This window comes from Mammaliicoccus sp. J-M41, from assembly GCF_022385935.1.
Classification (GTDB): domain Bacteria; phylum Bacillota; class Bacilli; order Staphylococcales; family Staphylococcaceae; genus Mammaliicoccus; species Mammaliicoccus sciuri_A.
In genome coordinates this window covers 1-12399 of the sequence record NZ_JAJNIR010000051.1, presented here as the reverse complement: position 1 = coordinate 12399, position 12399 = coordinate 1, and the positions used below count along the sequence as shown (strand labels likewise).

Genomic DNA, 12399 nt, shown 5'->3' with positions numbered 1-12399 from the left:
CAAAATTAAAAGGCTTATCTCCCAAAAATTACAGGAGACAAACCTTTGAAATAATATACTAATTAAGGTTTAGATTTTTGGGTTCAGTACACTCTTGGCTTTATTCAACACTTAAGCCATGACTTGGTCCATCTCTTGGCTTTATTCAACACTTATGCCATAACTTGGGCAATCTCTTGGCTTTATTCTGCACTTGAGCCATGACTCAGAAGGTCTATTCACTTAACTAAGCCTTCACAACGCACACCTCGAATACTCTCATAACTCAAATCCTCACAACAAAAATCCCACCAACAAATGCAAAGTTTGTTGGTGGGGTCTATTATTTATGATTTAAATGTGTTTCTTAATTGCTGCTGTTCGTCTTTGAGTTGTAATAATTTTGTTTTTAAGTCTTGTTCTAAGCTTTGCAATTCTTGTTCTGCTTGCTGACGTTTACGTGTGCCGTCTTCTTGTATGCGTAATGTTTCTTGAATTGTATCTACTATATTAGTTTGAGTCGTCTTCAATGTTTCGATATCAACGATGCCTCGTTCATTTTCTTCAGCTGTTCTAATCGCATTCTGTTTCAACATTTCAGAGTTCTTCAATAATAATTCATTTGTTGTATCTGTTACTTTTTTCTGAGCTTCTGAAGCGCCTTGCTGTCTTAAAAGTGTTAACGCGATTGCCATTTGGTTCTTCCATAATGGGATACTCGTTAAAATTGAACTTTGAATTTTTTCTGCTAGAGTTTGGTTAATATTTTGTATCATTCTAATTTGTGGGGCAGATTGTAATGTAATTTGTCTAGAAAGTTGTAAGTCATAAATTCTTTTTTCTAGTCTGTTAATATATTGTTGTAAATCTGCCAGTTCTTGTACATCCATTTGGTTATTAGATGCTTTAACTTTTTGTTCTAAATCAACAAGATTATGTTGTTTCAACTCGTCGCGTTTCTTTTCTGCTGCGGCGATATAAATATTTAATGCATCAAAGTAAGCTTTATTTTCTTCATATAATTGATCTAATAAACCAACATCTTTCATCAGCATATTTTGTGATTTCTGCAATTCTACAGATATACGATCGACTTGTGCACCAACAGATTGATATTTACTAAACATTTCATTTACAGAACGTTCAGCTCTTCTAAAAATACGTTTCAATCTAGATTGATTTTGTTTTTGTAATTCATCTGGATTGACTTCTTTTAATTTATTCATTAAGTTTCTTAATGAATTACCAATAGGGCCTACATCTTTAGATTGTACTTGTGTCAGCATTTGATGTGAGAACTGTGATAATTTATTTTGAGCTTGTTGACCATAGAGTAGAAGACCATCATTATCTAATGGTTTAATCTGCTTAGCAATTTCATCAATTCTTCGTTGATCTTCATCAGAGAATGTCTTTTCGTAAGTTGATGTGACATCAGAAGGGGTTTGCTGTTCTGTAATTTCTGAAGTTTGTGGTGTTAACGCTTCTGATGAATCTTTAAATGGGTCATCAATAAGGTCGTCAAATAAGTTCTTATTCGTTTCAGTCATTGTTACGCTCCATTTCATATTCATATTTTTTATGAGTTTTTGTTAAATTTACTTTTTCTTTCGTTGATTCTGGAATGCCTTTTCTATAGCTATTTCTTTGTTTAGCAATATCAGCAAGTTCCATTTCAATATCTAATTGATGATAACTCGATTCATTTAACTCTTTTAAATCGGCAACGAGTGTTCGTTTGATTTCATCAATCGTGAGCTTTGTTTGTTTAAGTTTAGCTTTTTCTTCTTTAGATTTATTTGGCATACGTTGTAAAATTGTGTAATTATCAATTAAATTCACAGTATTGTCTAAGTGAGAGTAGAAGAAGCTTTCTACTTTATAAAATTTCTCAGGTGACTGTTTAACCGTGTTATAAATTGTACGTGCCAATTTAGCGACTTCGTTTAAGTTCTTGAATTCTTTATACGATCTAATACGCATATAGTTTTTATAAAGTCTTTTCAATTTAGGCTGCGCTTCGTTTAATTGTTTTCTAATAAAATGGAATTCTCGACGCGTTAAACCCATTTCTTTTAAATACCGTCGTGAACTATACCATTGTATGGGTAAAAAGCTAATAACGTAAGTGCCTGCAAATACAGCCATATCTATAAGAAAATTTAAATCTAATTGAAAAACACTAAATAAAAAAGCAATAAATGATATAGGCACTGCTAATAATGCACCTAATACATATGATAAATTATATTTCATTGTCATCTTCCTAATTTATAACGTTTTGAAATGCTTTGTTTTTTCGTCTAAAGTGGTATCTTCGATTGTATAATTTTCTACAACTGAAGCTGGCGCTACTCCCTGGATAACACCATTAATAAATTGTTCTAATTGATCTTCGTCACCACTTGCGTATATTTCTACATAATCGCTGACATTTTCAACGGTACCAACTATTTTATGTTTCTTAGCGAGTTGAGCAGTGAAAAATCTAAACCCAACACCTTGTACACGTCCAAAAACTTTAATATGTTTTCCGTTCATATTTATCACCTCATATCTTTATTATAAAGGGTTCAGTGTAAAAAAACTAATAATTAGAAACAAATCCACAAGCTATTTTCTTGATTTAATATTCAATAAGATTTAAATTAACTCTAGGGCAATTTTCTAAATAGGGGAGATTTTAAGATGTATAAAATCGTAACAATCCGAACAGATTATGAGGGATGGTGGCTGTTTGACGATTGGAAAGACTATATCATTAAAGAAATTGAATGTCAGGACTATGATGAAATGGTCAGCCAATATCAGAATTTACTTAATCAGTATCAAACGAAGTTTACGAATGAACTTGTAGGTAAACATAATATACATGCTTTCTATAATAATTGTGATCTTTCGTATTGCGAAGACTGCGAAGAAGATATGCAAATATTTTATAGTATTCTTATATTAAATGACAATTCAATTTATACGCCATTACCAAAATAATAAATTCTGAAAATATCTTAAATGGTATTGCATTTGAATATTCTGTGACGTATAATAAGAAATAGCAATATCGTTATTCCATATTGCAAATAACATTATTAATTAATTGTGTTTTTTGTAATATGCGAATATCGCATATTGAATTTTAGTCTTGGAGGTTTCACAATTATGAAACAAGGTACAGTTAAATGGTTTAACGCAGAAAAAGGATTTGGCTTCATCGAAATTGAAGGAGAAAATGACGTATTCGTACATTTCTCAGCAATTAACCAAGAAGGTTACAAATCTTTAGAAGAAGGTCAAGCAGTAGAATTCGAAGTAGTTGAAGGCGACCGTGGCCCACAAGCTGCAAACGTTGTAAAACTATAATATATATGAATTTGAACGACTAAAAAGAAACCCTAACATTGTTAGGGTTTCTTTTTGCGTTATCATATTGTTATTATTTAATAATAAATTTTAAGATTTCAGCTTATTATTTTACGTCGTTCATAATCAATTGTTTTAATGTTTGTCTTTTAATAACTTCTCTCGCTTTTCCATCTTTAACAAATAGAACTGAAGGTTTAAGCATTTGATTATAATTTGAACTCATAGAGTAGTGGTAAGCACCTGTAGATAATAAAGCAATATAATCACCGATTTTCGTAGATTTAGGAAGTTTCATATCTCTACCGATTAAGTCACCTGATTCACATAACTTACCAGCGATTGTGACTTCATGTGTATCTACATCATTTCTATTCACTAACAACGCTTCATATTGTGCATCATAAAGTGCCGTTCTAATATGATCACTCATACCGCCATCAATCGATACATACGTATTAACATTAGGAATCTCTTTGATTGTTCCTACTTGATACAACGTAACACCCGCTTCACCAACAATTGAACGTCCTGGCTCTATAGAAATCTCTGGAATAACCATATCATATTTTTGACTATTTTCTTTAATGGCATCTGTAATCAATTTAATACCATCTTCAATAGGGTAACTTTTATCCGCTTCAGTATATTTAATGCTAAAACCGCCACCTAAATTTAATATATCAATCTCAATATCATGTTCTTTTAACCATTCAAATACAATTTGGATGGTGTTGATTGTACCATCAGCTTCAAAAATTTGTGATCCAATATGGAAGTGAATACCTTTATAGTCTATTTTATCTGATGCTTGTAAAGCACGAACACCTTCAAGTGCCGTACCGTGTTTAATAGACAAGCCAAATTTACTATCTTCTTGACCAGTTTGTATAAATTCATGTGTATGTGCTTCAACGCCAGGATTAACTCTTAATACAGCTTTAATAGGCTTAGAAGCTAATCGATTAATACGTGTAATTTCATCTAATGAATCAATGACGAAATATTCAACGCCACTTTCAATCGCATATTCAATTTCTTCATTCGTCTTATTGTTACCATGAAAATGAATTTTACTTGGGTCAAATCCACTTGCTAAAGCTGTATATAATTCACCTTCAGATACGACATCTAGACCCATTTCTTCTTCTGCCATCAATTTAAACAATTGAATACTACTAAATGCTTTAGAAGCATAAGAGATATTATATGATAAGCCACTTTCTTTAAATGCTTCATGGAATCTTCTACATTGTGTTCTAATTTGTTCCTCATCATATACGATAGTAGGGGTACCAAAACTTGCAGCTATCGTTTGTAATGATACATTGCCCATTGTAAGAACACCTTGGTCATTATATTTAACTGTCATTATCTAATCTCCTTTATTAATGAATGATGGTTTAATGCACTGATTTGCTCAGAATTTGCACCAACACCTTTAAATGTAAATTCATCAATCCTTATATCGTTACTATACATAACGACTTCATCACCACTTTGGATTGTATCATCTACTTCAACGAACATGTGACTCATCATCAACCCTCTAATTGGATAGCGTTGTTGATTAATAAGTGCATCATGTTTCGCTCTTGTCTTAAGTATACCGTCTCCATAGCCAATATCAACTACAGCAATGTTACAATCTTTATCAGCTGTATATTGGAAACTGTATCCACAAGTTTCTCCTTTTTTAATAGGGCGAACTTGGATTACATTAGCTGTGACAGTAAAGTTCTGATCTGTAAGTGTAGTAGGGAGGGTACTATAAGGTCTTGACCCATAAAGTATAATACCAAGACGCGCATGCGTATGTTGATTGAACAATCCGTCTTCTCTTACATAACTTGCACTATTTTGTGCGTGAATAAATTTGAAGGCATAACCTTGGTCTAATATAAATGATAAGCAATCAATCCAAGCTTGTCTTTCTGTTTCATATTCATCGCCACCAAATTCATCTGCATATCCGAAATGTGTCCAAATACCTTCGATAATCGCTTGCTCTGCAATAGGTAAGTTTTCATTATGTTTGAGCACTTGCAACATTTCATCTTGATCTTTCAAACCAGAACGGTGCAGTAGATTTTCAAGTTCTAAATGTAATTTAACGCCTGCTAAATCTTCTACATGTTCATGATAGAACGTCAATGAAGGTAACGTCATCGCGATGTTATGTGCCTTTAATGTTTCAAATTCGATAGATGGATTCATCAAAAAGATATTCACTTGTTTATCTATTTCACGAATTCTTACCGCTTCATGAAGTGATGTCGTACTGAATGTTTGAATACCTGCCTGAATAAAGGATTTTACTGCGAATTCTAGTCCAAAATGATAAGCATCGTTTTTCACGACAGCCATAACTTTGTTATCTTTAATAACATTTTTAGCATTTTTTATAAAATTTTGTTCATCAATCGTAATACGTGCTACCATTATTTGTCCGCTCCTTGATTTAATAGTGCTGTATAGTAATCAGCGACACTGATCAATACTTCTTCATCGAAATTGAGTCTATTTGTATGTAGACCATAAATATAATCTTTTTCAAGATTACGCGTTCCAAAAAAGACAAAATAACTTGGTGCTAATTGACGATAGAAACTAAAGTCTTCGCCAAATAAATAAGGCTTTTCAAGTTCAAGTAATGTTAAGTCGAGGCTCGTTAAAGCTTTTTTAACGCCATCATATAATTGTGCATCATTGGTAGTAGGTGGATATCCTTCAGCAAAATCAACTGTACATGTAACACCAAATAACAATTCAACACTTTCAGCGATTTTTTGCATTTGATTTTTAACAATTTCAAGATCATTCGTATCATATGTACGAATCGTACCTTCTAAGTATCCATTCTCTGGAACGGTATTTATGGCTTCACCAACATTGAATTGTCCAACATGTACAATATTGCGATTTAAACCATTTAAATGAAATTGCTGAATTTGTGTAACTTGAGATAGTACATGCATCATCGCTTCTGATGCTGCTTTACCATCTTCTTTGCTGGCAACATGACTTGAGCTTCCTTTTAAATAAAATCGATATTCTGTTGCACTAGCTGTAATTTCATCGTTTTTAAAAGCTACTGTGCCAACATCTTCAAATGGCATAATGTGTACGCCATAAATTTTCTCTATATTATATTTATCAAACACGTTTGATTGGATTAATTGATTTGCACCCGCTTCAGTTTCTTCGGAAGGTTGGAATATAAATACGACATTATGTGGCAATTCACCTTTATCGTATAAAGCTTTACAACGTTGTGTAAAAAGCATTAACGCTGTCGTATGACCATCATGACCACATGCATGCATAACTTGATCAACCGTACTTTTATAAGGTACATCGTTTACTTCTTGAATAGGTAAGGCATCGATATCCGCTCGATACGCAATTGTATGATTCGAATTGCCTTCTAAATAACCAATGACACCCGTTTGAATAGGGCGTTCGTAAGGAATATTTAATTGTTTTAAGAAGTCTTCAATATACGCAGTTGTCTCATATTCTTGCATACTTAACTCTGGGTGTTGATGTAAGTATCTTCTTGTATTTTTCACAAATTCTAATTCAGACATTTAACTCAGTCCTTTGTATTATGTATAGAAAGAGGGAGCGGGATAGAAATTTCATTTAAGGAAAATGATATCGCAGTCCCGCCCCGACTAAAATGATATTATTGATTTAAATTACGTAATGCAGATACAATTTCTTTTTTACCATCTTGAACATCTGCTGATTGTTTAATAACTTTAGCAGGTGTACCAGCTACTACTGCGCCAGCCGGAACATCTTTAGTTACGATAGCGCCAGCTGCAACGATTGCACCTTTGCCGACTCTAACGCCTTCAAGGATAACAGCATTTGCACCGATTAATACGTCATCTTCAATCACAACAGGTGATGCACTTGGTGGTTCGATAACACCCGCTAATACTGATCCAGCACCAACGTGTACATTTTTACCAGTTGTTGCACGTCCACCTAAAGTAGCGTTCATATCTACCATTGTACCTTCACCAACAACAGCACCGATATTGATTGTAGCACCCATCATCACAACAGCACCGTCTTCAATAACTGCATGTTCTCTAATGAAAGCACCTGGTTCGATTCTTGCATTTGTATTTGTTAAGTCTTTTAATGGAATTGCTGAATTGCGACGATCATGTTCAATTTCTACATCTGTAATAGCTGACTGATTTGCTTCATAAAAGCTCTTCCAATCTTTAGCATCACAGAAAATTGTTTTAGATGTTTCAGAACCAAATACTTTAAATGACTCTGGGAATTCAACATTTTCAAATGTGCCGTTTACATAAACCTTTAAAGGCGTTACTTTCTCTGCCTCACTAATATATTGTATAATTTCTTCTGCCGTAAAATCTTTAACCATGTTAAATTCTCTCCTCATTTAAATTATTGTATGTGTAATATCCGTTTTCTTTATTGACTAGAACATCTGCTACATTAATTGCGCCATTAGCGAAGATATCTTTAGACTGCGCACGATGTGTAATTTCAATCGTTTCGTCATGGCCAGCAAATAATACTTGATGTTCTCCAACAATTGTACCACCACGTTGTGAACTAATGCCAATTTCTGCAGGTTCACGTTTAGTAGATGATTCATGTCTGTCATAAACTGGTACAGATTGTGCTCTTTTTTCTTTAATCGCATCATATAATTGAACGAGTGTACCACTTGGTGCATCGACTTTCTTATTATGATGCTTTTCTAACATTTCAATATCAAAGTCTTCTAATAATGGTACTGCATATTGAATAATTTCTTTGAGTATATGCACGCCATAGCTCATATTTGCGCTGAAAAATACAGGCATGTTCTGAGATTTTTCTTTTAACTTTTCTATGATTTGTTCTTTTTCACCAGTTGTTGCGATAACTAAAGGTAATGTAAAGTCTTCTTCTAATAATGGCAATAATAATTCAGGATTTGAAAAGTCTATCGCCACATCCGCTTCTGGTGCTTCTGAAATAGATTCAAAAGCAGGGTAGGGATATAATTTCGTTGAATCCTTCACGACAACACCAACAATTTCGTTATCTCTTTCTTCTGCTAATCTTGCGACGCGTTCATTCATTGCGCCATATCCGATTAATAATATCTTCATTGTTTTACACCATCTTTAAACTTAGTAAATGCTTCACTTAAAACGTTTCTTTCTTGTTCTTCCAATGTAACAAGCGGTAATCTTACTTCATAACGACCGAAACCTAATTCAGACGTTAATAACTTAATCGGCACTGGATTAACATCTACACTTAAGTGATCAAGTAATTCGGTAATATCACGATGTAAAGTGTTTGCTTGTTCTAATTGATCATTAACGACATAATCATATAATTGTTGTGTTTCTTGTGGTATAGCATTTGCTACAACTGAAATTAATCCCGCTCCACCTAATTGATAGTAATCCAACATATTGTCATCATTACCACTATATAATGCAAAGTCACTTGGTAATTGTTGTTTTAAAGTTTTTGCATATTCTAAATCACCAGTCGCATCTTTTAAAGCTACGATGTATGGATTTTCACTTAGTTTAAGCACCGTTTCAATATCTATCGTCATATTTGTTCTTGATGGGACATTATAAAGTACAACAGGTAATGCAACTTCATCCGCAATTTTTGTAAAATGCGCGATTAATCCACGTTGACTCGTCTTGTTGTAATAAGGTGTGATTAACATAATTGCATCAGCACCTAATTCTTTAGCTTTTATGGAAGCATCGATAGAAGCTTGCGTATTGTTTGTACCTGTACCTGCTATAACTGGAACACGACCATTTACTTTTTTAATCCCACATTCTAATAATGTATTTCTTTCTTCTGTTGTAAGGGTAGGATTTTCTGCTGTTGTTCCGTTAATAATAATACTTTTAACACCATTTTCTATTAAAAAATCTATATGATTTTCAAAGGCTTCGTAGTCTACATCCTCATTTGTGAATGGTGTCGTAAGGGCAACGCCCACACCGTTAAAAATATGTGACATACTGAACACTCCTCGTTATTTTTTATTTAATTCTAATACTTGTTCTAGCACTTGAACGGCATTTAAACTTGCACCTTTTAATAAATTATCTGAAGTACACCAGATGTGGAATGTATTGTCTAAAGAATCATCTTTACGAATTCTTCCAACGAATACTTCATCTTTACCAGTAGAATGAATCGCTAATGGATATTCATTATTTTCTACGTTATCTACTAAGACAACACGGTCATCTTCATTAAATAAGTTACGAATATCTTCAACAGTCGCTTCTTTATCTAAAGTTACGTTTATATGCACACTGTGGCTATCTTGGACAGGTACACGTACACAAGTTGCTGTTACATTTAAAGAAGGTTGATCTAAGATTTTTCTAGTTTCATCGATCATTTTTTGTTCTTCTTTTGTATAACCATCTTCTAAAAATACATCTATATGTGGTAACACATTATTATAAATTGGGTGAGGGTAGTTCTTTGGTGCTTCTCCTTTTTCACCATTAGCTAAATCTTCACGACCAGCTAAACCAGATCCTGATACAGCTTGATATGTTGTATAAGCAACACGTTTCAATCCAAATTGATCTAATAAAGGTTTTAAAGGTACAACTGATTGAATTGTTGAACAGTTAGGGTTTGCAATAATTTTACGATTTAATTTAGGTACATTCACTTCTGGAACGATTAAATCAATATCTTCATGCATACGCCATTGACTTGAATTATCGATTACAATTGCACCATGTTTTTCAAATAGTGGGGCGAATTTCTCGCTTGTACCGCCACCAGCACTCATAATAACGTAATCGAAATTGCCATCTGTTTTCTCTTCTGTCAATGCTTCAACAGTATAAGTTTTCCCTTGGAATTCGATTTGTTTACCTGCTGATCTAGGTGATGAAAATAATACTAGTTCATCAAATGGTACATTTTTTCGATCTAATACTTCTAATACTTTTTCTCCTACTAAACCTGTTGCGCCTACAACTGCTAATTTTGTCATTTTGTTCACTCCATCATTCATTATATATTAAATGCTTCACTTAAAGTTCGAACGGCAGTTTCTCCTAATTCACGATCAACAACATAAGAAATACTAATCTCAGAAGTTGTTGTTTGATAGAAGTTGATGTCATGACTAATTAAAGTACGGAATGCTTTAGAAGCTATTCCTGACATATCTCTCATGCCAGTTCCGATCACTGAAAGTTTAGCGTAGTTATCTCTCATTTTGTAACGTAAGTGAGGGTATTCCTCAGTAAGTTGTTCAATGATTTGTTCGATTTGATATACGTCTGAATCTTTAATCGTAAACGAAAGCTGTAATCCTTGTTGATTTTCAATTTGAGATATCATATCAACATTCATTGATTGTTCTTCTAATGAATCAAATAATTTCTGTAATAATGCAAAATTTTGCATCGGATAAGTTAAAGTAACATGAATCATATGTGTATCTAGTGCGACTCCTGTAACTGCTTTTTTCTCTAATATCTCTGTTTGTGGCATAATCCATGTTCCTTTCACGTTTGATAATGTTCTACCAAGATATAATGGTATGTTATAATTTTTTGCAATTTCGACACTTCTAGATTCTAATACGCCAGCACCTAAAGCACTCATTTCCATCATTTCTTCATATGAAACTTCATTGAGTAACTTTGCTTCTTTATAAATTCTAGGGTCTGTTCCATATACACCGTCAACATCTGTATATATTTCACAAGATGTATCTATACTTGCTGCAATGGCTACTGCAGTTGTATCAGAACCGCCGCGTCCTAAAGTTGTAATTTCTAGATGATCATTTACACCTTGAAATCCTGCAACGACAAGAATGTCATTTGTTTCAAAAGCTTCTTCAAAACGTAGTGCATCAATTTCAGCAATTTTACTTTTCAAATGATGACCAACTGTCTTGATACCAGCTTGATATCCTGTCATTGCTTTCGTTTGAACACCAATATCATTCAATACCATTGATAAGTATGAAATGGTTTGTTGTTCACCCGTTGTTAAAAGCATCGCTAAATGCTCATCTTTAGGTTGCGTCGTAAGTGAGCTAATATTTTCAAGTAAAGAATCTGTCGTCTTACCCATAGCACTTACAACCACTACTAATTGTTCTCCATTATCAACACGTGATTTCAACATATGTGCGATATTTTTAATTTTGTCAAAATCACCAACGGACGTACCGCCAAATTTTAAAACACTCTGACTCAAAATAATTCCTCCTATAAATCGGAGACGAACGCTGTAATATAAATAAAAAAACAAGTTCGGCATTCGAACTTGTTTTAATTTATATATACAAGTGATGCACTCCATTATTCTTAAGATAATGACAGACAACTAGCTCTTAACCTAAATGTCCAACACCATATTTCTGCAAAAATATAATGTTTCGGCATCGCACCCTTTCACTCCTTTAAGATTGCAGTCCAATAGGGGGAGTTACTAATGATTGATGCGCCTCATCAAAAACATATTCAATTGGTATGCATTCATTATACATACAAAGAATATTGATGTAAAGAGAGAAAACTGATAATTTCAAAAAGTTCTTACTATTTAGACGATAAGCCCTAGAAATCAATATTCATTCATATTCATTTTAGATGAGTGTGGAGGAGATGGAGGGAGTTTTAGGAATGTGCGGGAGGTTGGTAAGAAAAGTGTAGTGTATTTATAAAAAATGGAGATGAATTTATCTTGTTTGGTTAGTCTTGATAAATAGAGGGGCTGTATTTATCTTGTTTGCTCTGTCTTGCAACATTGAACGCCTGAACATTGCTAGTCGACTCTCACTAGCAACATTGAACGCCTGAACATTGCTAGTCGGCCCTCACTTGCAACATTGAACACCAAAAACAACTCATCATCACCTCATTTTCCCCAAAATAAAAAAACTGAGACATGTCCTCATGTCTCAGTTCAGACTGTGGACAAACTGAACTTAAATTTATAAGTTCAGTTTGTTTTTTTGTATAGATTAATAATTTCCACTAAAATCATGATTAAACT

13 protein-coding genes and 1 riboswitch are annotated in these 12399 nt (G+C 33.5%); of the genes, 2 read left to right on the top strand and 11 right to left on the bottom strand.

The annotated features are described in order from the left end of the window. Positions 1 to 326: 326 nt before the first annotated feature. The 3 genes from LQ686_RS13420 to LQ686_RS13410 are packed head-to-tail and all read right to left on the bottom strand — an operon-like array spanning position 327 to position 2520. Positions 327 to 1529, bottom strand: a complete 1203-nt coding sequence (locus LQ686_RS13420; RefSeq protein WP_025906027.1) for a toxic anion resistance protein — start codon at positions 1527 to 1529, stop codon at positions 327 to 329. Next, positions 1522 to 2235, bottom strand: coding sequence for a 5-bromo-4-chloroindolyl phosphate hydrolysis family protein (locus tag LQ686_RS13415; protein WP_107565492.1), 714 nt, complete (start codon positions 2233 to 2235; stop codon positions 1522 to 1524). The genes LQ686_RS13420 and LQ686_RS13415 overlap by 8 nt, the downstream gene beginning before the upstream one ends. A 15-nt stretch (positions 2236 to 2250) precedes the next feature. Further along, complete coding sequence (locus tag LQ686_RS13410; RefSeq protein WP_025906029.1) at positions 2251 to 2520, bottom strand: acylphosphatase; 270 nt, start codon at positions 2518 to 2520, stop codon at positions 2251 to 2253. A gap of 147 nt (positions 2521 to 2667) precedes the next feature. Here LQ686_RS13410 and LQ686_RS13405 point away from each other — a divergent pair, with 147 nt between their 5' ends. Together LQ686_RS13405 and cspA are read left to right on the top strand one after the other, a co-directional pair. Continuing rightward, complete coding sequence (locus LQ686_RS13405; protein WP_025906030.1) at positions 2668 to 2970, top strand: DUF1033 family protein; 303 nt, start codon at positions 2668 to 2670, stop codon at positions 2968 to 2970. A 168-nt stretch (positions 2971 to 3138) separates the two neighbouring features. Further along, positions 3139 to 3339: a cold shock protein CspA gene (gene cspA, locus LQ686_RS13400; protein ID WP_016912585.1), complete on the top strand. Its 201-nt coding sequence runs from the start codon at positions 3139 to 3141 to the stop codon at positions 3337 to 3339. Positions 3340 to 3445: 106 nt separating this feature from the next. Here cspA and lysA read toward each other — a convergent pair whose 3' ends face one another. From lysA to LQ686_RS13360, 8 genes are all read right to left on the bottom strand, one after another. Next, positions 3446 to 4711: a diaminopimelate decarboxylase gene (gene lysA, locus LQ686_RS13395; protein ID WP_239703236.1), complete on the bottom strand. Its 1266-nt coding sequence runs from the start codon at positions 4709 to 4711 to the stop codon at positions 3446 to 3448. After that, a complete protein-coding gene (alr, locus tag LQ686_RS13390) occupies positions 4711 to 5781 on the bottom strand; it encodes an alanine racemase (RefSeq protein WP_107565494.1) in 1071 nt (356 codons plus the stop codon). Before alr ends, lysA begins: the two co-directional genes overlap by 1 nt. Beyond that, the gene (locus LQ686_RS13385) at positions 5781 to 6929 is read right to left on the bottom strand and encodes a M20 metallopeptidase family protein (protein ID WP_107565495.1); all 1149 of its coding nucleotides are present in this window, start codon (positions 6927 to 6929) and stop codon (positions 5781 to 5783) included. Before LQ686_RS13385 ends, alr begins: the two co-directional genes overlap by 1 nt. A 98-nt stretch (positions 6930 to 7027) precedes the next feature. Next, on the bottom strand, positions 7028 to 7747 hold the full coding sequence (dapD, locus tag LQ686_RS13380; RefSeq protein ID WP_107590728.1) for a 2,3,4,5-tetrahydropyridine-2,6-dicarboxylate N-acetyltransferase: 720 nt from the start codon (positions 7745 to 7747) through the stop codon (positions 7028 to 7030). A 1-nt stretch (position 7748) separates the two neighbouring features. Further along, complete coding sequence (gene dapB / locus LQ686_RS13375) at positions 7749 to 8486, bottom strand: 4-hydroxy-tetrahydrodipicolinate reductase (RefSeq protein WP_107596907.1); 738 nt, start codon at positions 8484 to 8486, stop codon at positions 7749 to 7751. Further along, positions 8483 to 9373, bottom strand: coding sequence for a 4-hydroxy-tetrahydrodipicolinate synthase (dapA, locus tag LQ686_RS13370; protein ID WP_119494864.1), 891 nt, complete (start codon positions 9371 to 9373; stop codon positions 8483 to 8485). The genes dapB and dapA overlap by 4 nt, the downstream gene beginning before the upstream one ends. Before the next feature lie 15 nt (positions 9374 to 9388). Next, complete coding sequence (locus LQ686_RS13365; protein ID WP_025906037.1) at positions 9389 to 10375, bottom strand: aspartate-semialdehyde dehydrogenase; 987 nt, start codon at positions 10373 to 10375, stop codon at positions 9389 to 9391. A gap of 20 nt (positions 10376 to 10395) precedes the next feature. Continuing rightward, entirely contained in the window at positions 10396 to 11598 is a 1203-nt protein-coding gene (locus tag LQ686_RS13360) for an aspartate kinase (protein ID WP_025906038.1), read from the bottom strand. Positions 11599 to 11684: 86 nt separating this feature from the next. Continuing rightward, a riboswitch (Lysine riboswitch) is annotated at positions 11685 to 11861 on the bottom strand. Between the last annotated feature and the right edge of the window lie 538 nt (positions 11862 to 12399).